The sequence below is a fragment of the Brooklawnia sp. genome (assembly GCF_032229645.1).
GTDB lineage: Bacteria > Actinomycetota > Actinomycetes > Propionibacteriales > Propionibacteriaceae > Brooklawnia.
Window position 1 is genome coordinate 62,120 of the sequence record NZ_JAVTWX010000040.1, and the last position, 21,344, is coordinate 83,463.

Below are 21,344 nucleotides of genomic sequence, written 5' to 3' on the forward strand. Positions count from 1 at the left end.
ACGGTCAGTATTCCCCGGCACAGCTGGTCCGCAGCAAGGCGAACGCGCTTGTCGACCAACTGCAACATGGCGGAAACATGGCGTCTTTAAACTGCCCGCATGGAGAGTCTCGTTGGCCGATATCATCCCCCGGACGGCGTCTATGACGAGATGTTCGGTCAGGGTGATGTTCGCTCGTCGTACCGGATCTCCCGCGAACTGCTGGCCGAGATGCCTGACAGCGAATTCGTGGAGCGCGCCGATTACGTCCGCAGCAGCTACCTGGATCAGGGCATCACCTTCGACGTGGGCGGTGTCGAGCGTCCGTTCCCGCTGGACGTGGTGCCGCGCATCATCACGGCGGCCGATTGGACCCAGATCGAGGTCGGCGTCCAGCAGCGGGTCACTGCACTCGAAGCGTTCCTGGCCGATGTCTACGGTCCTGGCAAGGTCTTCGCCGATGGTGTGGTGCCCCGGCGCCTGGTCGCGACCTCGACTCACTATCACCGAGTCGCACACGGCATCCGGCCGTCGAACGGGGTGCGTATCCATGTCTCGGGCACCGACCTGGTGCGCGACGCCTTCGGAGTCTTCCGGGTGCTCGAGGACAATGTCCGCATTCCGAGCGGCGTCAGCTATGTGATGACGAACCGTCGCGCGATGTCGGCCGCTTTTCCCGAGTGGATGGGCCGCTATCAGGTGCGGCCCGTGCACGGCTATCCGCAGCTGCTGCTGAACGCACTGCGAGCTGCGGCTCCTGAAGGCATCAGCGAGCCCAACGTGGTTGTCCTGACGCCGGGCGTCCACAACTCCGCCTACTTTGAACATGCTCTGCTGGCCCGCATGATGGGCGTCGAACTGGTCGAAGGGCCCGATCTGTTCTGCGAGGGTGGCCAGGTCAAGGCGCGTACCACCACCGGCGCGCAGCCGGTGCACGTGATCTATCGCCGGGTGGACGACGACTTCCTCGACCCGCTGTACTTCCGGTCCGACTCGGTTCTTGGTGTCGCCGGAGTCCTCGCGGTCGCCGCGGCAGGGGGAGTGACCATCGCGAACGCGGTGGGTAACGGCGTAGCCGACGACAAGCTGATCTGCACCTATGTGCCGGATCTCATCCGCTACTATCTGAACGCCGAACCGGTCCTGGCCGGAGTCGACACCTGGCGGCTGGAGAATCCAGGTGACCGGGTCGAGGTGCTGGACCGGTTGGCAGAGATGGTGGTCAAACCGGTCGATGGTTCGGGAGGCAAGGGCGTGGTGATCTGCCCTGCCGCGAGCCCGGCCGAACTGGACCGGCTGCGTGCGGCGATCCTGGACGAGCCCCGCAACTGGATCGCACAACCGGTCGTCCAGCTGTCGACGGTGCCGACGGTGATCAAAGGAGAACTGAGTCCCCGGCACGTCGACCTGCGTCCGTTCGCGGTCAACGATGGTGAAGGCGTCAAGGTGCTGCCTGGCGGGCTGACCCGAGTCGCGTTGGGTGAGGGCCAGCTGATCGTCAACTCCTCGCAGGGCGGCGGCTCGAAGGACACCTGGGTGCTGATGGACGAAGGGACCGGTGGTCCTGTTCGAGCACAGTTCTGGGGCTCGTCCCAGCCGAGCGACGACCCGGAAACACCCGATGCCACAACCCTCGCTACCCAGATTCAGGAGGCCTGATGCTCAGCCGTATTGCCGGTTCGCTGTTCTGGATCGGGCGCTACCTGGAACGCGCCGAGAACATCAGCCGCATCCTCGAAGTGAAGCTGCAGCAGTTCACCGAAGATCCGACGGTGGACGAGCAGGCCGCCTCGGCCAGCCTGTTGGGCGCGATGGGGCTGGAACTCGGCGAACACACGGACGAACTCATCGACGGCAGCGCCGTGATGCGGTACCTGTGGTACGACCCGGACAGCGATAGCTCGGTGCGTGCGATGATTGCGGCGATGCGGCAGTCGGCCCGCCGGATCCGCGAGACTATCTCACCGGAGCTCTGGGAGGCGATCAACACCACCTTCAACGAGATCTTCTCGTCCTCGTTTACCGCGATCCGCCCGATTGCGTCCTTGCAGCTGGTACGGCTTCGATGCGTCCAGATCGCCGGGCTCGCCAGTCAGACGATGGTGCATGACGAGGCCTACCACTTCTTCTCGCTCGGTCAGTCGCTGGAACGCGTTGACATGACCTCCCGGCTGATCAGCACCGTGGCGGTGGAGGGCAATAATCTGGTCGCCTGGACCAGAGCGCTGCGGGCAGTCGGCGGCTATCATGCGTTCACCAGGACATATTTCGGAGAAGGCGACTATCTGGACGCGACCCGCTTCCTGATCGTGGACCGGCGTTTCCCGCACTCGCTGGTCTACGGATTGCAGGCCGTCCAGGATTCGCTCGGCGAACTCGACCCGATCAACGTCAAGGCCAGGCAGGATCCGACGGCCCGGCTGGTAGGGCGCACGCGCAGCCGCATGGAGTACCTGGATACCCCCGAGTTGGTTCAGGGGCTGACCGCCCGGATGGAGCAGGTGCAGATTGCCTGCGCCCAGGTCAGTGCCGAACTCACGCAGCGCTACTTCGCGAGCACCGAGGCATCGATCTGGCATTGGGAGGTCATGGCATGCGACTGAAACTCGTTCACACGGTGCTGGTCGAGGCGGATCGGCCGACTCACGCGTGGCACGGCGAAGCCCGGATGACTCCTTGTTATCTGCCGAATCAGTCGCTGCTGCACCCGGTGGTGTCCATCACCCCGTCGGCTTGGCGGCACGAGTACTTCGACTACTGGGGAACCTCGGTCGTCACGTTCAACGTGGCGGAGGCGCCTCGGCGGATGCGTGTCACCGCGATCACCGAACTCGACTATTCGGCGCCCGTGGCCCCCAGCGGACGCGGTGCCGGCTGGGAGGCCCTACAGGATCGGTCGGTGACCGACTTGTTGTGCGACCACCTGCAGCTGCCCGACGACCTGGAAGTACCTGAGCAATGGCGGCAATGGCGGGCCGAGGCGATCTCACCGGCCGAGTTCGTTCAGGAACTCGTCCATCGCGAGCTGGTCGGCGGTAGCGGCGACAAGCTGGTGCATGAGGCGATGACGGCGCTGCACTGGGCCGGTATTCCGGCACGCTACGTGGCCGGCTACCGCATGCCGGCCGAGCTGATGCGCGGTGAGAAGCACCCTGCTCAAACATATGGCTGGCTGCAGTACTGGGACGGACGATGGGTTGCGTGGGATCCGCAGCTGGGTGGCCCACCCGATTCCCGGCATCTGGCCGTCGGCTACGGTGCCACCCGAGCGGACATCCCGGTGCTCTTCGGCGTCCATGATTCGCCGGGTGAGGTGAAGCTGACCGGTGAGGTCACTGTGGAACGGCTGAACTGAGGACCCTCCAGAGGACCCTTCGACTGACGAAGCCGGCAGCGATCAGTCGTCCAGCCGGATGACATCGACGGCCACATCCAAGACACTCTCGCGGCTTTCGCTGAAGATGACGCCCTTCAGTGGTGACACATCGCCGAAGTCGCGCCCCCAGGCGGTCACCAGATAACGCGAATCGGCCAGCTGATCGTTGGTCGGATCCAGATCGATCCAGCCGTGCTGCGGCAGATAGACCGACGCCCAGGCGTGACTGGCGTCCGAGCCGGCGAGCTTCTGCTGACCGGGCACCGGATACGTCTCGAGATAGCCGCTGACATAGCGCGCGGGCAACCCGGCAGAGCGGAAGCAGGCGACGGCCAGATGGGCGAAGTCTTGGCAGACGCCGGCGCGAGCCGCGATCATCTCGGGCAAGGTGGTGGTCACCGTCGTCGCACCCTGTGTGTAGCTGAAGTCCCGGTAGATCGTCTGGTACACGGTGCTGATGGCCTCGCCCACCGGCATCTGAGGCCGAAGAATCCCGGTCGCGAACCGGATCACCGGGACGCCCAGTTCGATCATCGGCGAGGGCAGCAGATAGCTCGCCCGCTGCACGGAATCCAGCGCGGGGTCGTCGTTCACCAGTAGCCCGGCCTGCTCTACGGTGACCTTCAGCTCCGCCAGGCATACACTGGGCCACTCCACCGCCAAGGTGGCCGACTTGCGAACCTCGAACTCGGTGTGCGGGGTGTGGACCTCGATGTAGTGCGAGTGGTTGCCGAAGAAGTCCGTGTGTACCTCGCACAGATCCGGGGACGGCGAGATCTCCAACTGGTGATCGAGCACCTGTTGGTGCGGTGTCGAACGAGGAATCAGGAAGGCTCGCGCGAACGAAGCAGTCACCTCCGCGTCGTAGCGGTACCCGGTGCGGTGCACGATCCGATACCGGCGGGCATCATTGTGCTCAGTACCCATACGAATCCTCTGATCGTTCGGGCACCGCGAACCAGATCGCCGGCGGCTGGGCGGGGAAGTGCGCCTGCTCGATCAGCTCCGACAGGCCACGAAGCCCCGAATCCAGCTGGTCGAGCAGCACGCGCGCCGGTTCGCGCTCGGAGCCGGCCAGCTGGCTTGGCCCGACCTGGCGAACCGCCGAGACCAGCGCATTCGCGGCTTCATCGACCTGCGCTGCGGGTGCGAAAGCGAGTGCCTGGACGAGCTTGTCGAGCTGGTAGCGAACCGATCGCGGGTTCGCCGCGTCGAGCAGCAGAAGCTCCAGGGTGGCTTCTGCCGGGACGAGAGCGCCGACACCAGCAGCGAGCCTGCGATGGTAGGTGATCACCGAGTCACCGGCCTCCAGCACCGACTCGCTCAGCGTGGCCTCCGTTATCGGACCGGTGACCCAGGCAACGGTTTGGCGCAGCAGCTGCACGGTGATCTGCGCCCGTTCGACCCTACGTCCGGCCTCGACGAACGCCCAGGTTGTGTCGCGCACCAGCGATTCATTGGCGACCCCGGCAAAGGCGAGCATCGAGCGTAGTGCTTCGTTGATGACAGGCTGCACCGCGCAGAGGTCTTCGTCGCGGCGTGCCGTGCGCAAGACGGCATTGAGTGCGTCGAGGATGGCGAAGGTGTCGCCGCTGAGCAGCGCCCGGGCGTTCGCTGCGCAAACCGACATGTGGTCCACGGCATGCGCCACGGCGCCACGGCTGGTCTGATCAACCAGGAGCCGACGGACATAGGGCAGCAGACGGTCCCGCTGCTCGTCCGACCCCTCGCCCGCGGAATCGGACGGAATGCCGGCGATGACCGACAGCGCTCTCACCATCGTCAGCATTGCCGAGTGGCCCGGGGTATCGGGACGGTCCAGGTTGTCTGCGATCAATTGCTCGGATACCTTCAGCACCCGCGAGGTCATCTCGGCCCGCTCGGCGTAGCGGCCCAGCCAGTAGAGGTTCTCGGCGGCGCTCGGCGGCAACCCGACGGCGGTCGCAGCTGGCGCTGCACGAACCGGACGCAGGGCCGACGGCTGCGCTCGGCGGGGCTCCTGGCGGTCGGACTCGAGTACCCAGACATCCTTGCTGGAGGCGCCGGAGGAGTTGGTGATATTCCACTGGCCCGTTGTCGAGGCCACCCTGGCAAGACCACCGGGCATGAACGAGTAGGAGACCCCGTCGGCCACACCGAAGGTTCGAAGGACCATCGGATGCGGCCTGAGCGAGCCGCCCTCGACCACCGGCACAGTGCTGGGCTCCAGATAGCGCTGGGCGGTCCACCTCCAAGGCTCGGTGGCGATCTTGGCCAACAGCTCTGAGCGTCCGCGGTCGTCGAGCAGCCAAACGGGAATCGCGTGCATCTCGGTGGTGCGCGAGATCGGTTTGATGATCAGCGAATCGAGGTGGCTCGTGACGTAGCTCAGCCCGTCCGGGTCGCCGCACCACCAGGTCGGCGCGGTGGCAAGCTTCAACGACTCGCCGAGCAGAAAATGCGCGATCCGGTCGATATAGGCCAGCAACCCACTGTTCTCCAGGACGCCGGATCCGAGGTGATTGGCCACTGAGACGCGGTGCCTGCGGGTGGCCTGCAAGAGGCCGGGGATGCCCAGCAGCGAGTCGGAGCGCAGGTCCAGAGAATCGGCGTACTCGGCGTCGAGCCGGCGGTGGACGATGTTCACCGGCCGGCCACGGCCGATCGTGCGCAGCCGCAGGTGACCGTCGATGATCTCGAGATCGCCGGGTTGAGCAATGGGATAGCCGACGAGCATGGCGACAAGAGCCTGGTCATAGGCGGTTTCGGCGGTGGTCCCGGAGCTGAGGATCACCACCCGCGGGCTGTCGGATTGCTCCGGCAGGGTGTCTTCGAGAGCAACCCGAAGCTGGTCGAAGAAGCCACGCAGCCGATGAATCGGAACATGCCGGTAGTCGTCATCGAGCACCCTGGCGACCATCCGCCGGTTGGCCATCGCGTACCCCAGGCCGGACGGCGACCCGGTGCGATCGGAAATCGCCGTCCATGAGCCGTCGCCGCCGCGGATGAGGTCGGTGGCGACGACGGTCAGTTGATGATGGCCGGGCAGTGTGATGCCGTCGGCTGCCGGCAGAAAACCACTGTGCGCAAGCACCAGTTCGCTGGGCAGCACGCCGCTGTGCAGCAGCCTGCGCGGGCCGTAGAGATCGGCCAGGATGGCGTTCAGCAGTTCAGCGCGCTGCCGTAGCCCGGCCTGCAATTTGGTCCATTCGGCGCTCGACATGATGAACGGCACGACATCGAGCGACCATGGCTTGGCGACGTGGCTGCCCGATGAGCCACCGTAGGTGATCGCCTCCGAGCGGACGAGGGAGGAGAGCGAATGCTGCCGTTGCTGCCAGCCGGAGGCGTCGACCTCGATGAAGTCGGGCGTGAAACCGCGCAGATCGTGGCCGGTGAGCAGCTGCGCCAGTTCATCGCGGCTGCCTGCGCGTGCTACATAGTCGCGTAGCGCGGGGCTGCTGTGCTGGTCGAACGCTGGGCTCACGCGAGCCAACTCTAGGTGCTTTCGCCCAGAGCCAGGCGCCCTTGATCAAATCGCCGTAGATCCAGCGTCACCGGATACTCCGCGGTGCCCCAATCGGCGAACGGCGGAAGATCGATGCGTCCGGAGGTCTGGTAGGGCTCGAACCTGGCCACCCTGCGAGATTCCGCCTCGACCGCGTTCACCGGATAGCTGTCGTAACTGCGGCCGCCCGGGTGCACGACGTGGTAACGGAACCCTCCCAGCGACTGACCGCTGAGCTTGTCGACCAGGTCGAAGCGCAACGGCGCATGTACACCGATCGTCGGATGCAAGGAAGACGCGGGCGACCACGCCTTGTACCGCACACCGGCCACCGCAGCATCCGTGAGTTCGGCCGATCCGATACCCCAGCCGTGTCCCGAGACAGGCCGAAGCGGCAGTGGCAGGCCGTTCACCATGAGTAGATGACGCTCCGGAATCAGCCCTGTCGCAGCTACCTGCAGGCGTTCCACCGACGAGTCGACGTAGCGGGCCGTGCCACCGAGGGCAACTTCTTCGCCGAGCACCTGCCACGGTTCGATGCCTTGACGCAACTCCAGATGGACGTCGCCCAGTTGCACCTCGCCGAGCCTGGGGAAACGGAATTCCAGGAACGATTCGAACCACGCCAGGTCGAACCCGGCGACCCCGGCGGGCAGCAGGGCGTTGAACTCGTCCAGTACCTCCCACAGATCGGCTGCGGCGAAGGCCGGCAGCAGATAGCGATCATGCAGGTGGGTTCCCCATCTCACTGCCGGCGCGCGATAGGGGTTGCGCGCGAACCTCCAGACCAATCCGCGTACCAATAGTGCCTGCAGCAGCGACATCCGCTCATGCGGCGGCATCTCGAATCCGCGCATCTCCAGCAGGCCTGCGTACCCGCCGCGCCGGTCGGGGTTGTAGAGCTTGTCGATGCAGAACTCGGCGCGGTGCGTGTTGCCCGTCAAATCGGTGAGGAGATGACGAAGCAGCCGGTCGGTCAGCCACGGTTGGGAGCGCCGCTGGCGCTGCAACCGCTCATCCATGGGCTCCGCGGCGTTCCAGTCGGCGCTGATCGCCTTCGCTACGTCGTGCTCGACGGTCGGATCGACGAGCATGCGGTCGAGCTCATCGAAGGCGATGTCGAGTTCGTAGAGGGTGCCAGGCAATCCTTCGTCCACGCGTGGTGCCTGGCTGGTCGGACCGATGAAACGCCCGGTGAAGACATACGACAGGCTCGGATGGTGCTGCCAGTAGGTGATCATCGAGCGCAGCAGATCGGGGCGGCGCAGCATCGGAGAGTCCTTCGGGCTCGAGCCGCCCAAGGTGATGTGGTTTCCGCCACCGGTACCGGTGTGGGTGCCATCGAGATCGAACTTCTCGGTGGCCAGGCCCACCTGGCGAGCGTCCTCGAAGAGCGTGCTGGTGAGCTCCACCAGTTCGTCCCATGAGCCGGTGGGCTGGACGTTCACCTCGATGACACCGGGGTCGGGGGTGACGCTGAGCGTCGTCAGCCGGTCGTCACCCGGTAACTGGTAGCCCTCCAGGACGACCGGGCAGCCGAGCTCGGCGCAGGCAGATTCGATTGCCGCGATCAGTTGCAGGGCGTCGTCCAGCCGATCGATGGGCGGCAAGAAGCAGAAGAGGTGACCGTCGCGCCGCTCGATGGCAAGCGCCGTGAGCGGAGCGTCCTCGACGGGCAGCACCCTGGCAGGCTTCGGATCAGGCCCCGACAAGGGGGGCAGCGTGCGGCCGGGATCGCCGTCGGCGTTGCGGAAGATGTCGGGCGCCTGGTCCCAGACGAGAGCGTTCAGCGGCAGTCGCAGCCCGATCGGCGAGTTCCCCGGAGTCAGGAACACGGCCCGCCGTCTCGGACGCCAAGCGGTGGTCGCCCAGCTGCCGCCGTCCGGGTCGTCGGGGTCGACGAACACGGGGATCACCCATCCGGCGGGTTCGGTGGCGGCGGTGTCGAGTCGGTCGACGAACTGCCGGCGCGCTTGTTCACTCGACACTGCGTCATCGTCGGGATAGACATCGATCTCGGGGCGCGGCCCTTGCGGCAATTGGGCCTCCGAGACTGCCGCCAGCGCGCTGTCCTCAAAGACCGGCAGTACGAACTCGTCGGCGATACCCAGCCGGGCTGCGATGTGATGGGCAAGCTCGTCGGCGCCGGAGATCGTCGATGCCGGTGACCACGGACTGACCAACAGCGATGGATCGTGCCAGATGGGTTCGCCGTCGGTGCGCCAGGCCAGTGTCATCTGCCATCTGGGCAGCAGCTCTCCGGGATACCACTTGCCCTGGCCGTGATGCACCAGACCACCGCCGGCCCAACGGCGCCGCAGCCGGGTGGTCAGCTTGGCGGCGAGTTCACGCTTCTCCGCCCCGTCGGCGGCGGACGACCATTGCGGGCTGGCGGTGCCTGCGGCCGAGACGAACGTGGGTTCGCCTCCCATCGTCAGCGCGACACCTTGGTCTGCCAGGCCTGCGTCGACCAGGTGTCCCAGCGCATCGACTGCGCGCCACTGGCTCTCGCTCAATGGCTTGGTGACACGAGCGTCCTCGTGGATACGGCTGACCTCGTTGCTGAAGCTGAAGTCGACCCCGGCGATCTCGGTGCTGCCGGTGATCGGAGCGGCGCTCGACGGATGCGGAGTGCACGACAGCGGTATATGTCCTTCTCCCGCGAACAATCCGCTGGTCGCGTCCAGCCCGATCCAACCGGCACCGGGAACGTAGACCTCGGCCCAGGCATGCAGATCCGTGAAGTCTCGATCGGGGCCGGCCGGGCCGTCGACGGGTTTCATATCGGCCGCCAGCTGCACCAGATAGCCGGATACGAACCGCGCGGCCAGTCCGAAGCGACGTAACACGGACACCAGCAGCCAGGCGGAATCACGGCACGACCCGATCGCAAACGACAGTGTGCGACCGGGAGTCTGCACACCGGGCTCCATTCGCGTGGTGTACGCGACGTCGTCATGAACAGCCTGATTCACCTGCACGAGGAAATCGACGGTTCGCAGCCCGCGATGTGACCATTGCGAACGAGGCATCCGCCGGGCGATCCAATCGTCCACAGCATCGCTGCGCCATGGCTGATCCGGTTCGGCGGGCACCTGATGCAGATAAGGCTGCAGGTCGGCGGCGAGCTCGGCCGGATATGTCCATTCCATTTCCGCCGCGTAGTCCTCGACGAAGAAATCGAAGGGGTTGATCACCGTCATGTCGGCGACCATGTCAACGGTGAACTGAAGCTCGTCGACGGGATCGGGAAAGACCAAACGTGCCTGATAATTGCCGAACGGGTCCTGCTGCCAGTTGATGAAATGCTCCGCGGGCTGCACCGACAGCGAGTAGGCCTCGATCGGCGTCCGAGTGTGTGGCGCTGGGCGTAACCGCACCGTGTGGGGGTGAACGGTGATGGGCCGGTCGAACCGGTAGGTCGTTTGGTGCCTCAGGGCGATGCGGATCGTCACCGACTCAGACTATTGGCCCGCGGACCGCCCTGATGTCGGCTCCATGCGCTGTTCGCGAACCGTAACGTGGCGTGCCCACCAGGCATCGGCCAAACCGGCGAACTCGTCCGGCGCCCCACCGATACCCGAGGCGTCGGACGAGCGTGATTCACAAGACTTTCGACAAGAAGTCCTTGGTCCGGGCGTTCTGCGGGTTGGCGAGGATCTCCCGCGGATCGCCTTCCTCGACGACGAGCCCATCGGCCATGAACAACAGGCGGTCGCTGACCTCTCGGGCGAATCCCATCTCATGGGTCACCACGACCATCGTCATGCCGGCCTTCGCCAGTGCCCTCATGACATCCAGGACCTCGCCCACCATCTCCGGGTCGAGCGCGGAGGTCGGTTCGTCGAAGAGCATGATATCGGGATCCATCGCCAGGGCCCTGGCAATGGCGACGCGCTGCTTCTGGCCGCCCGACAGCTGGGCGGGTCGTGCGTCGATCTTGTCGGAGAGCTTCACTTGCGCCAGCAAGGAATCGGCCCGGGCCCGGGCGTCCGATTTCGACATGCCCTTGAGCATGCTTGGTGCCAGCAGGATGTTCTCGGCCACCGTCAGATGCGGGAAGAGATTGAAATGCTGGAAGACCATACCGATTTTCTGGCGGACCAGATTGATGTCGGTGTCCTTGGCGGTGAGGTCTTGCCCCTCGACTATCACCTTGCCCGAGGTCACCTCTTCGAGGAGATTCAGGCAGCGCAAGAAGGTCGACTTGCCCGATCCGGACGGCCCGATCACGGCGACGACCTCGCCTTGCTGGATGGTGGTGGAGATCCCCTTGAGGACTTCGTTCGAACCGAACGACTTGTGCAGGTCGCAGACCTCGATCATCGTCTTGGCTGACTCGCTCACTTGTTGATCCTCCGATCGATGCGGTTCGACAGCTTGGTGAGGGCAAAGATGACGATGAAGTACATCGCGCCGACGATCAGCCAGATCTCAAAGCTGCGGAAGTTGCGGGCGATGATCTGCTGCCCCTGGTAGGTCAGTTCGGCGAAACCGAGCACGGCCAGCAGTGAGGTGTCCTTCAAGGTGATCACGAATTGATTGATGAACGATGGCGTCATGATCTTGATCGCCTGCGGGACGACGATCTTGCGCATCGACTGCATCCAGTTCAGGCCCAGGGACCGCGCGGCCTCCATCTGACCTGTATCAACCGACTGGATGCCGCCGCGGACGATCTCTGTCATATAGGCGCCCGCATTCAGCGACAGTGTGATCACGCCGGCGGTCAGCACACTCATCTTGATATCGAGCGCGGCAGGTACCCCGAAGTAGAAGAAGAATGCCTGGACCAGCAACGGGGTGCCACGGAAGATGTCGACGTAGACCGAGGCCAGGGCGCCCAGGATCTTGCTGCCACTCACCTTGCAGAAGCCGAAGGCCACACCTAGTAGCGACGCGAAGACCAGCGAGAGCGCGGTGGCGCCAAGGGTGAGCAACAGGCCTTTGAGTAGCGCGGGCATGCTCTGTGTCAGCAGACCCCAAAACGATTGGCTTGATTCGCCCGAGTTCGGTGCCTGAAGGTACCTGTCGAGGGTGTCCTGATAGCTGCCGTCGGCCCGCATGCTGGCGAGCCCGTCGTTGAAGGCTTGCAGCAGTTCGGGATTCTGCCCCTTCAAGACCGCGAATCCGTAGCTTGAACCCTGTTCCTTTTCCGTCACGATCTTCAGTCCGTTGCCCTGATTGATGCCGTAGGCGAGCACGGGATAGTCGTCGAAGACGGCTGCGGCATTGCCTGCTGCCACCTCGGAGTACATCGTGTCGGCCTTGTCGAGGGCCTTCACCGTGAATCCGTATTGATCGGCGATGGACTGGGCGAAGGCGAGGCCCTCGGCACCGGTCTTCGCGACGACGGTCTTGCCCTTCAGATCCTGGTAGCTGGTGATGGACGTGTCATCGGCCTTGACCGCCATCTGTATGCCCGAGTCGAAGTACGGGTCGGAGAAGTCGAAGACTTCCTTGCGGGGATCGGTAATCGACATTCCGGCGATGACACCATCTGCTTGGCCGGAGGTGACGGCCTGCAACGCCGCGTCGAAGCCGAGAGCCCGGATATCGACATTGAAGCCTTCACGCCGTGCGATCTCGCGGATCATGTCCATGTCGATGCCGGTCATCTCGCCCGAGGAATCCCGGAACTCGAACGGCGCAAATGTGGTGTCGGTGGCGATCACGAATGTCTGACCTTCGACGGGACCTTCTTTGGCGTGCGCCGGAAGCGCAGAGACGCCGAAAGTCATCGCGAAAAAGCCGGCCAGAAGCGTGAGCAGCACGCCCCTAACGGCCCTGGTGCGACTCCTTCGAGTTTTATGCATGGTTGATGACCTCCATCTTCGCGACCGTGAGGTGGCCGACGCCGGAGATGCTAGATCACACCTCGCCACCTGATGCACCAGTCCAACTAGGCGAAACACGATGGAAACATGACGCTCGCGGCCGAATCCCGGCGTCCATGACAAGCTAGAGCGGTGAGCGACTGGACCGCACTTGAAGATGAAGCCGTGCGCATCACCCGCGAGCTGATCCGCATCGACACCTCCAACTATGGCGATGGATCGGGGCCGACCGAGCGTCTGGCAGCCGACTATGTGATCGGGCTGCTGCGTGAGGTCGGTCTCGATCCTGTGGCGTTCGAATCCGCTCCGGGCCGCGCGAACGTGGTCGTCCGGATCGCCGGGGCCGATGAATCGGGGGGTGGGCTTGTCGTGCACGGTCACTTGGATGTGGTTCCTGCCAACGCGGCCGATTGGAGTGTCGATCCTTTTGCCGCCGAGATCCGGGACGGCATGATCTGGGGGCGCGGCGCCGTCGACATGAAGTCGATGGACGGCATGGTGCTCGCGAATCTGCGGCGGATCGCTCGGGAACAGATCGTGCCGCCACGTGACCTGGTATTCGCGTTCTTCGCCGACGAAGAGCAAGGGGGCAGATTCGGCTCCGAATGGATGGTCGCCAATCACCCGGAGCTCTTCGAAGGCTGCACCGAGGCGATCAGCGAGGTGGGCGGCTATTCGGTGACGCTGCCTGTCGCCGGCTCGGACGAGAAGCGCCGCGCGTATCTGCTGCAGACCGCTGAGAAGGGTTACGCCTGGGTACATCTGCGTGCTCTGGGCCGTGCCGGGCACGGCTCGCTGCCCAACGATGACAACGCCATTGTCCGTTTGGCGCAGGCAATCACCCGAATCAACGAGCATGAATGGCCGACCGAATATGTGGCCAGCGTGCAGGCGCTCTTCGATGAGGTCTCCCAGATCACGGGAGCCTCGCCTGAGGACGATCTCGAAGGATTCCTCGACCTGATGGGTGGCGGACGGGCGTTCGTCGCAGCGACGCTGCGCGACTCGGCGAACTTCACCAGACTGGACGCCGGATACAAGAACAATGTCATCCCTGGGGAGGCCACCGCCCACATCGACTGCCGGTTCCTGCCGGGACACCAGGACGAACTTCTCGATGCCATCCGCACCTTGGCCGGTCCTAAAGTGGAATTGATCGTCGACCAACTGGGCATATCGCTGGACGCGCCGCGCGAATCAGTGTTCGTGGACAAGATGCACGCTGCGATTCTCGCCGAGGATCCGGCTGCCGACTTGCTGCCCTACTGCATGTCGGCGGGTACCGACAACAAGTGGCTGCACACACTGGGCATCCGGGGCTATGGTTTCGTGCCGTTGCAGTTGCCGGAAGATCTGAACTTCGCGCTACTGTTCCACGGCGTGGACGAGCGAGTCCCCGTCGACGCCGTCAGATTCGGCACCCGAGTGCTACGACAGTTGCTCGCCGACTGTTGAGCCGGCCGATCAGTCGTTGGTGAAAATCGTGATCCAGTGTGATTCAACCAGCCGCGGTCACACACAAAGAGGTGGTGGACGCAGCCCGCCCAGTGAGCGCGTCCACCACCGGATTTGAGATCCCAGAACTCACTCCAGGGGCAAGTCAACCGAGTCTCGCAATGCTGTCAGCAGCAGGGGAGAGCCATCGGAGTGCAGCGTGCAGTTCGGGGCCACGATCAATGCGTCACCGGCCGCCTTGCGCGCCGCGAGGAGCTCTTCACGGGCCTTCGAGGGCGTCCAGTAGAGGCTGTTGATCTCGTCCATGCCGACCATCGGCACCCAGCCGTAGGTCGGCCGAGTCTCTTCGATCGTCGGACGAGACACCTTGTCCGACCAGTTCAGCACCTCGAACGGGTAGTTGCCCAGCAGATCTGGGTCGGCGCCCTCACCGTGCAAGTGCCCGATGCGCACCAGCCCTTCGGCTGCCTCCAGCACCTGAATGTCGTAGGGCTCGATCCACTCATGGAACTGCTGATGGCTCAATCCGAAGCTCGTCGCATCGGTGCTGGCACCGTTGATTGCGAGGAAGATCCCGTCGACCCCGAGCCCGGCCAGCGACGCGGCATACTTCGCCAAGGCTTCCGCGACCCGGGCGGTCGTCCGGTGGGCCAGCGCCGGATCTGCCTTGAAGTAGTCGATGACCGTCTCGCCGAGCGCCCGCACCAGGGTCTGGGTGGGGGAGAAGATGGTGTCGATGATCGCCGCTTCCGGGGCTTCGGCGCGGATGATCGTCAACACCTCGGCCTGCTTCTCCAGATTCGGCAGGGACACCGCGGGATCGGGCACAATACCCTCGAACTGTGCGGGATCGGTGATCTCTTCCAGACCGTCGGGCAAGACGAGCCGGAAGTCATCCATCACCTTGATGAAGTCCCAGTCGTACTGCCGGTAGAAACGCAGATGGGCCTCCGCGACCTGTGCGGGCGTCCAGAAGCTTGACCCGTAGTGAATCCACGCACCTACCGGTGGACGATCGACCCGCTCGCCGCGGGCAGCCTTCAGGAATCGTTCGCGTTTGGTGGTCATGCGTTTTCTCCGTTCGTGATGGTCTTGCCCAGGTATGCCTCCTGGACGCGAGGGTTGTTGAGGAGCTGCGACGCCGGGCCTTCGAGCACCAATTGGCCGGTGGCCAGCACATACCCGAAGTGAGCGATGGACAATGCCAGTTCTGCCTGCTGTTCGACCATCAGCACGGCGACCCCGAGTTCGGAGTTGAGCTGGGCTATGGTCGCCAGAACCTCATCGACCAGACGAGGGGACAGCCCCATCGTGGGTTCGTCCATGCAGATCAGCCGCGGTCGGCTCATCAGCGCCCTGGCGAACGCCAGCATCTGCTGCTCGCCGCCCGACAAGGTGCCGGCCTGCTGGGTGCGCCGTTGCGCGAGTTTCGGGAAGCGTGCGTACTGCGCCTCCAGGTCTTCGCGGATCTGACCGCGGTCGGCCTGCGTATAGGCGCCCATGATCAGGTTGTCCTCGACGCTCATCGGGCCGAAGACCCGTCTGGCTTCGGGTACCGACGCGATCCCGGACGCCACCCGCTGTGGGGTCTTCCACGCGGCGATGTCCTGGCCCTTCCACAGCACCTGGCCCGCTGATGGCTTCACCAGGCCGAGGATGGTCTTCATCGTCGTCGATTTGCCGGAGGCATTGCCACCCAGCAGCGAGACGATCTGACCGACGGGCACAGTCAGGTCGATCGCGTCGAGCGCCTTGGCGGCGCCGTAGTGAACATCGATTCCGCGGAGTTCGAGCAATGGCTCAGTCATCGTCGCCTCCTGTGGTGGCGTAGCGGCTGCCGAGATAGGCATCGATCACCTTCGGATCGTTGCGCACCACACTCGGCGGTCCGGACGAGATGACCTTGCCCTCGTCCATCACATAGATCCAGTCGGAGAGCGTCATCACCAGGTCGAGCTTGTGCTCGACGAGCAGAATGGTCTGCCCGGCGGACTTGAGTTCGAGCAACTGGGTGAGCATCTCGGCGGTCTCGGACTGATTCATGCCGGCGGTCGGTTCGTCGAGGACTAGCAGCGATGGCTCGGCGACCAGCGATCGGGCGATCTCGGTGCGCCGCCGGTTTGCGTAGCTGAGCGTATAGGCCAGATGATCGCGGCGCGGTCCGAGCCGTTCGGGGAAACGGCCGATCTCGGCATCGGTGCGCGCGGTGATCTCGGCCCGCTCCTTGCGGACGGCGGGCAGTGGGATCAGCGCGGTGAAGATCTCGCCGATCCCCGCAAGCCAACCCAGCAGCGGGTTGCCCGCGAACTGCTTGAACGGCCTGGTCGCCGTGAGCGACAGATGCGTTCCGACCTCAATGTTCTCGGCCACGGTCAGGTTACCGAAGACCCGGCCGTTCTGGAAGGTCCGGAAGACTCCGGCTCCGGCCACCTGTTCGGGACGCCGGGCGGCGACGGCCCGGCCATCGATGGTGATCTCGCCCTCGTTGGGGCGCAGCACGCCGGTGATCAGGTTCAACGTGGTCGTCTTGCCCGAGCCATTGGGTCCGATGATGGCCACGGTCTGGCCGCGCCGGACGTCGATATCGACGCCGTCGACAGCCTTCAGGCCGCTGAACCGGCGATGCAGATTGCGCACCTGCAGTACAAAGTCGCTCATGCTGTCTTCCTCGTCCACAGGCCCTGCGGGCGGAACCGGATCATCGCGATCATGATCACCCCGTAGAGCAGAATCCGAACATCGGCCGCGATCCGCAGGGCTTCGGGCAGACCTACCAGAACGATCGCGCCGATGACCGCACCGAACGGCGAGTTCATGCCACCGAGCACCACGATGGTGAGTACCAGCACCGACATCTGAATCGGGAAGACGGTCGGATCGAGGTAGTTGTACTGGTGCGCCAGCAACGAGCCTGCGATGCCCGCGAAGAAGGCGGTGATCGCGTAGGCCATGATCTTGTAATCGCGGGTGAAGATGCCGAGCGAACGGGCCGCGACCTCATCGGAGCCGACAGACGACAGCACCGTGCCCAAATGCGATCTGCGGATCGCGATGACAACCAGCAAGGTGATCGCCAGCAGCGCGAGGTCAAGCAGATATCGCTGTTCCGAACTCAGGAAGACGAATCCGCCGATGCTCGGCGCCGGAATCCCGGTGAGCCCGTAGGCACCCTGGGTGACCGAATCCCAGTTACGGATGACGGCCAGCACAACGTAGCCGAGCGCGAGCGTGGCCAGCGAGATGTAGTGCCCGCCCAGCCGCCAGATCGGTAGCGTCACCGCGGTCGCGATGATCGCAGCGATCAAGCCTCCGAGCAGCAGACCGGCGAGGAATGGCAGGTCGAGCCTGATCACCAGCAATGCGGACGCATAGGCGCCGATCGCCACCGGTGCCGCCTGCCCCAGCGAGACCTGGCCGGTGGAGCCGGCCAGCAGGGTCATCGGTACCGCCATGATCGCGTAGATGATGACCTGGGTGCCGACCGCGCTTGCGACAGGCCCGCCGAACAACGGGACCGCAACTATGGCGAGCACCGCGACGACGATCCAATGCCACCAACGCAACTCGATCGGGCGTCCGGCGCCCAGGAAGGTGCCGGTCATAGGCTCGCTCGCCACCGTCTGCTTCGAGCCGAAGAGCCCGTGCGGGCGCAGCACCAAGACGATGATGAACAGGCCGAAGATGAACAAATCACGGAAACCATCGCCGAAGGTATAGACGCCGAGCGCCTCTAGCAGACCCAGCAAGAGTCCGCCGACCACTGCGCCGGTGATCGAACCCAGTCCTCCCACTGCCGCGGCGATGAAGCCGACGGTGCCGGTGAACGAGGCCGAGATCGGGGAGATGACCCCCGCAAACATCCCGTAGAAGATGCCGCCGACGCCGCCGAGCAGGCTGGCCAACAAGAAGGACAGGTTCTGCACGCGCGCTACCGGGACACCCATCTGGGCGGCCGCGTCCGGGTCAGCGGCAGTCGCGCGGATCGCGCGCCCGTTGCGTCCGAACTTCAAGAACGCCCAGAGCGCGATCATCGCCACGATGGTGAACCCGAATGACACCAGATCGCTGGTGCCCAACCGCAGGCCGCCCACCTGGAAGTTGTCGGTTGCCAACGGTTCGGGGAACGCCCTGGTATCGGCGCCGAAGACGACCTGGCTGAGATTGTCCAGAATCATCGACGCCGCGAAGGTCGCGAGCAGCGCCGCGATCGGCGGCGCAGAAACCAACGGACGCACGGCGCTGATGTTGATCAGATAGCCGATGATCGAGGCCGCGATCGCCACCGCCGCCAAGCTGAGCCACCAGGGCCAGCCGAGCACACCCATGAACCACCAGCCCAGCATCGCCCCGAGCCCCACGATCGAGCCCTGGGCGAAGTTGACGACGTTGGTCACGCCGAAGATCAGCGAGATGCCCACGGCAACGAGTGCGTATACGTTGCCGTGGACCAATCCCGAGATGATGGTGTCGATCATGCCTGGGGGTACAGCGCCTGGTACGTGCCATCGCGGACGATGACGGGCACCGTCGGCACGTCGTTGGGGCGTCGATCGTCACCGAAGGTGAACTCGCCGAACTGCACCGTGTCGAAGGATTCGCCGGAGGCCAGACCCTCGTACACGCCTTCGCGGGTGGCGCCACCGATCTCGGCGGCCTGGGCGAGCACATAGAGCGCGTCATAGGCGTAGGCCGAGAAGGTGCTGGGCTCGTGGCCGTAGACCCCTTCGAACTTGCTGTAGAACTCGGTCACCCGCGGTGCGGTGTTGCCGACCAGCAGGTTCTCGTTGATGATCGTGCCCTCCGCGGCCTCGCCGGCGGACTCGAGGAACTGCGGAGTGTTCTGGCCACCGTAGAACTGCCCGGTGAAACCGAGCTCCCTGACCTGGCGTACCACCCGGGCGCCATCTGCTGCATAGCCGATGTGCACAATGGCGTCCGGCTCAGCGTCGCGGGCTTTGATCAGCACCGGACGATAGTCCTCGGAGTCGGGCTGGATCGCCGATTCGTAGACGATCTCGGCGCCTCGGGCCTCGGCTTCGGCCTTGAACAGGTCGTAGGAAGTCTTGCCCCAGTCGGATTGCAGATAGACCACCGAGAGCTTCTTGTGATCCTTGGTCACCTCGTCGGCGCCGAGCTTCTGGTAGTACTCCTGAGTGAGGCTGGTCGTCCACATATGGTCGCCGCCGTCGGTGAACAGGGCATTCGAGTTGGTGAACCCGAACTGCACCAGGCCGGCCTGCTGATATGTCGACGACGCTGCCATCGAGGCGCCGGAGGTGAAATCGCCGAGCTCGGCGATGATCGAGTCGTCGGCTACGAACTTCTGTGCGATCGGAACCGACTGCTTCGGGTCGGACTGCGAGTCCTCCCACTTGAGGGCGACCGGCTTACCATCGATGCCGCCCGCCGCGTTGATCTCGTCGAGTGCGAGATCGAAGCCTTCCTTCCAGTACTGGCCCTGCTCAGCACTCGCACCGGTGACCGGCCCGGAGACGCCGAAGTAGACGGTGTCGGAGCCCGAACCCGATGACGATGAGCCGGATCCGCTCTCGGAGCCGCAGGCGCTCAGCAGGGTTGCTGAGGCCAATGTTGCGACGACAATGCGCCGAATGTTCTTATGCATGGTGATTTCTCCGAATATCTGGGCATGGTGGAGATTGAATGGCTGAAAACAGCAGAAGGGATTTCAACGACTCGTAAGAGAAGTAGCACTTGTCCGCTAGAGCGGATCGCCGTTGACGGGATAACCTACCTAGTCAGGCCGGGTTAGGAGACTCTGCGTGAACCTGCATTCAGCGCATACAGCAGAGACAACACATGACGCGGCAAGACATGACCGAACGGGTCAGGTGCGCTTGCTTCTGCATGATGTCTCCCAATGCTTGGTTGATGCTGAATAGAATATATGAGGCGATCGTCGGCCAGTCAAATACATTCCATAATTCGGACGAGACTGTAACCATCCCGCAACATCGACACCGCCGCTCAGGGCGGCCACTGGCGAGTGACGCCTAAAGTATGGGTTATGACTGAGCCTCGAGCATTTGCCGACCACTATCGTCGCGAGCAACCGGTTGTGCGTGACGATCAGGGACGCTGGATCTTGCTCAGCCACGCAGATGTCGTCGCAGCAGCGGATGATCCGGACCGTTTCTCCAGCGCGGTCTCCGCGTATCTGCAGATTCCCAATGGTCTGGACGGTGACGCTCACCGGGCGGCCCGCGAGACCATCGATCGTTACTTTGAGCCAGAAGGACTCATCGATTTCGAGCCGGTCTTCCGGCACGCGGCATATGACCTGATTGCCGGACTGCCAAGCGATGAAGCAGTCGAAGCAGTTAGTGAGATCGGCTCACTATTCGCCGTTCGTGGTCAGAGCGCCTGGCTCGGCTGGCCTCCCGAACTCGAAACGCAGTTGCTTGAGTGGATGGAATCCAACCACGCCGCCTCCCGCTCGGGCGATCGCCAGCAGACCGGCCGGGTCGCCGAAGAGTTCGATGCGATCATCTCCTCGGTACTGGACGCCCGGCGCGCTCTCGGCGATGACGCCCCGGACGATGTCACCACCCGGCTGATGCACGACACCATCGACGGCAGGGCTTTGACCGATCCCGAGCTGGTGTCGATCCTGCGGAACTGGACTGGCGGCGACCTCGGCTCAATCGCGTTGTGTGTGGGAGTAATCGTCGGCTACCTGGCCGAACACCCCGGGCTGCAGCAGCGACTGCGATCAGGCGTCAGCGAGCAGGAGTTCGATGCCATCTTGGACGAGGCCTTGCGCATCGACGATCCGTTCGTCTCCAACCGCCGCAAGACGACCTGCCCCGTTCACATCGGGGACAGCGAGATACCCGCGGATAGCACGGTGGTGCTGCACTGGACCTCGGCCAACCGCGACGAGGCCGTTTTCGGTGACGCAGACCGCTTCGATCCCGAGGACAATGCCGAGCGGAATCTCGTCTACGGCATCGGGCCGCACGTCTGCCCAGGGCGGCCATTGGCGACCATGGAACTGCGGATCCTCACCCAAGAACTGCTGGCCGCCACATCAGCGATCGAGCTCGCTCCTGGGGAGACGCCCGAGAGGGAACTGGCGCCGGTCGGCGGATACCGGCGGATGCCGGTGCTGCTGAGCAAGGTTCAGTAGGCCTGTTCGGGCACGGTGATTCGGATGGCTCCGTTGGCGGTTACCCGGTACTGGTAGCCGTGC

General features: G+C 64.3%; 15 protein-coding genes. 5 read left to right on the forward strand and 10 right to left on the reverse strand.

The genetic code is table 11. The features are described from left to right. Positions 1-99 precede the first annotated feature (99 nt). From AAFP05_RS02625 to AAFP05_RS02635, 3 genes are read left to right on the forward strand one after another with little or no spacing between them, the layout of a single operon-like run. On the forward strand, positions 100-1,638 hold the full coding sequence (locus AAFP05_RS02625; protein WP_341728301.1) for a circularly permuted type 2 ATP-grasp protein: 1,539 nt from the start codon (positions 100-102) through the stop codon (positions 1,636-1,638). Continuing rightward, positions 1,638-2,582 (forward strand): alpha-E domain-containing protein, encoded by a 945-nt coding sequence (locus tag AAFP05_RS02630; protein WP_341728302.1) that lies wholly within the window; start codon positions 1,638-1,640, stop codon positions 2,580-2,582. Before AAFP05_RS02625 ends, AAFP05_RS02630 begins: the two co-directional genes overlap by 1 nt. Next, a complete protein-coding gene (locus AAFP05_RS02635) occupies positions 2,573-3,334 on the forward strand; it encodes a transglutaminase family protein (protein ID WP_341728303.1) in 762 nt (253 codons plus the stop codon). Before AAFP05_RS02630 ends, AAFP05_RS02635 begins: the two co-directional genes overlap by 10 nt. Positions 3,335-3,376: 42 nt before the next feature. Here the strand turns inward: AAFP05_RS02635 and AAFP05_RS02640 are convergent, their stop codons facing one another. The 5 genes from AAFP05_RS02640 to AAFP05_RS02660 form a co-directional block, all read right to left on the reverse strand. After that, positions 3,377-4,282 (reverse strand): transglutaminase family protein, encoded by a 906-nt coding sequence (locus AAFP05_RS02640; protein WP_341728304.1) that lies wholly within the window; start codon positions 4,280-4,282, stop codon positions 3,377-3,379. Then, positions 4,272-6,821 (reverse strand): circularly permuted type 2 ATP-grasp protein, encoded by a 2,550-nt coding sequence (locus AAFP05_RS02645; protein WP_341728305.1) that lies wholly within the window; start codon positions 6,819-6,821, stop codon positions 4,272-4,274. Before AAFP05_RS02645 ends, AAFP05_RS02640 begins: the two co-directional genes overlap by 11 nt. A gap of 11 nt (positions 6,822-6,832) precedes the next feature. After that, positions 6,833-10,297, reverse strand: coding sequence for a transglutaminase family protein (locus AAFP05_RS02650; protein ID WP_341728306.1), 3,465 nt, complete (start codon positions 10,295-10,297; stop codon positions 6,833-6,835). 148 nt (positions 10,298-10,445) lie between these two features. Continuing rightward, positions 10,446-11,168: an amino acid ABC transporter ATP-binding protein gene (locus tag AAFP05_RS02655; protein ID WP_341728316.1), complete on the reverse strand. Its 723-nt coding sequence runs from the start codon at positions 11,166-11,168 to the stop codon at positions 10,446-10,448. A 17-nt stretch (positions 11,169-11,185) separates the two neighbouring features. Beyond that, positions 11,186-12,616 carry an amino acid ABC transporter substrate-binding protein/permease gene (locus tag AAFP05_RS02660; protein WP_341728307.1) on the reverse strand — a complete coding sequence of 477 codons (1,431 nt, stop codon included), beginning with the start codon at positions 12,614-12,616 and terminating at the stop codon, positions 11,186-11,188. Between the two features lie 195 nt (positions 12,617-12,811). On the opposite strand from AAFP05_RS02660, the gene AAFP05_RS02665 reads away from it, so the two are divergent. Continuing rightward, complete coding sequence (locus AAFP05_RS02665; RefSeq protein WP_341728308.1) at positions 12,812-14,134, forward strand: M20/M25/M40 family metallo-hydrolase; 1,323 nt, start codon at positions 12,812-12,814, stop codon at positions 14,132-14,134. A gap of 129 nt (positions 14,135-14,263) precedes the next feature. Here the strand turns inward: AAFP05_RS02665 and AAFP05_RS02670 are convergent, their stop codons facing one another. Genes AAFP05_RS02670 through AAFP05_RS02690 form a run of 5 tightly spaced genes read right to left on the reverse strand, consistent with a single transcriptional unit; the run spans position 14,264 to position 19,757 of the window. After that, positions 14,264-15,202 carry a uroporphyrinogen decarboxylase family protein gene (locus tag AAFP05_RS02670; RefSeq protein ID WP_341728309.1) on the reverse strand — a complete coding sequence of 313 codons (939 nt, stop codon included), beginning with the start codon at positions 15,200-15,202 and terminating at the stop codon, positions 14,264-14,266. Beyond that, positions 15,199-15,942, reverse strand: coding sequence for an ABC transporter ATP-binding protein (locus AAFP05_RS02675; RefSeq protein WP_341728310.1), 744 nt, complete (start codon positions 15,940-15,942; stop codon positions 15,199-15,201). The genes AAFP05_RS02670 and AAFP05_RS02675 overlap by 4 nt, the downstream gene beginning before the upstream one ends. Beyond that, complete coding sequence (locus tag AAFP05_RS02680; RefSeq protein WP_341728311.1) at positions 15,935-16,792, reverse strand: ABC transporter ATP-binding protein; 858 nt, start codon at positions 16,790-16,792, stop codon at positions 15,935-15,937. Before AAFP05_RS02680 ends, AAFP05_RS02675 begins: the two co-directional genes overlap by 8 nt. Next, complete coding sequence (locus AAFP05_RS02685) at positions 16,789-18,609, reverse strand: ABC transporter permease (protein ID WP_341728312.1); 1,821 nt, start codon at positions 18,607-18,609, stop codon at positions 16,789-16,791. The genes AAFP05_RS02680 and AAFP05_RS02685 overlap by 4 nt, the downstream gene beginning before the upstream one ends. Beyond that, positions 18,606-19,757, reverse strand: coding sequence for an ABC transporter substrate-binding protein (locus AAFP05_RS02690; RefSeq protein ID WP_341728313.1), 1,152 nt, complete (start codon positions 19,755-19,757; stop codon positions 18,606-18,608). The genes AAFP05_RS02685 and AAFP05_RS02690 overlap by 4 nt, the downstream gene beginning before the upstream one ends. Positions 19,758-20,159: 402 nt before the next feature. Here AAFP05_RS02690 and AAFP05_RS02695 point away from each other — a divergent pair, with 402 nt between their 5' ends. Further along, positions 20,160-21,281, forward strand: a complete 1,122-nt coding sequence (locus AAFP05_RS02695) for a cytochrome P450 (protein WP_341728314.1) — start codon at positions 20,160-20,162, stop codon at positions 21,279-21,281. The last annotated feature ends 63 nt before the right edge of the window (positions 21,282-21,344 follow it).

Coding starts and splice junctions, on each gene's coding strand:
- AAFP05_RS02625 (WP_341728301.1), top strand. CDS start 100: ATGGAGAGTCTCGTTGGCCGATATCATCCCCCGGACGGCGTCTATGAC.
- AAFP05_RS02630 (WP_341728302.1), top strand. CDS start 1,638: ATGCTCAGCCGTATTGCCGGTTCGCTGTTCTGGATCGGGCGCTACCTG.
- AAFP05_RS02635 (WP_341728303.1), top strand. CDS start 2,573: ATGCGACTGAAACTCGTTCACACGGTGCTGGTCGAGGCGGATCGGCCG.
- AAFP05_RS02640 (WP_341728304.1), bottom strand. CDS start 4,282: ATGGGTACTGAGCACAATGATGCCCGCCGGTATCGGATCGTGCACCGC.
- AAFP05_RS02655 (WP_341728316.1), bottom strand. CDS start 11,168: ATGATCGAGGTCTGCGACCTGCACAAGTCGTTCGGTTCGAACGAAGTC.
- AAFP05_RS02670 (WP_341728309.1), bottom strand. CDS start 15,202: ATGACCACCAAACGCGAACGATTCCTGAAGGCTGCCCGCGGCGAGCGG.
- AAFP05_RS02675 (WP_341728310.1), bottom strand. CDS start 15,942: ATGACTGAGCCATTGCTCGAACTCCGCGGAATCGATGTTCACTACGGC.
- AAFP05_RS02680 (WP_341728311.1), bottom strand. CDS start 16,792: ATGAGCGACTTTGTACTGCAGGTGCGCAATCTGCATCGCCGGTTCAGC.
- AAFP05_RS02685 (WP_341728312.1), bottom strand. CDS start 18,609: ATGATCGACACCATCATCTCGGGATTGGTCCACGGCAACGTATACGCA.
- AAFP05_RS02690 (WP_341728313.1), bottom strand. CDS start 19,757: ATGCATAAGAACATTCGGCGCATTGTCGTCGCAACATTGGCCTCAGCA.
- AAFP05_RS02695 (WP_341728314.1), top strand. CDS start 20,160: ATGACTGAGCCTCGAGCATTTGCCGACCACTATCGTCGCGAGCAACCG.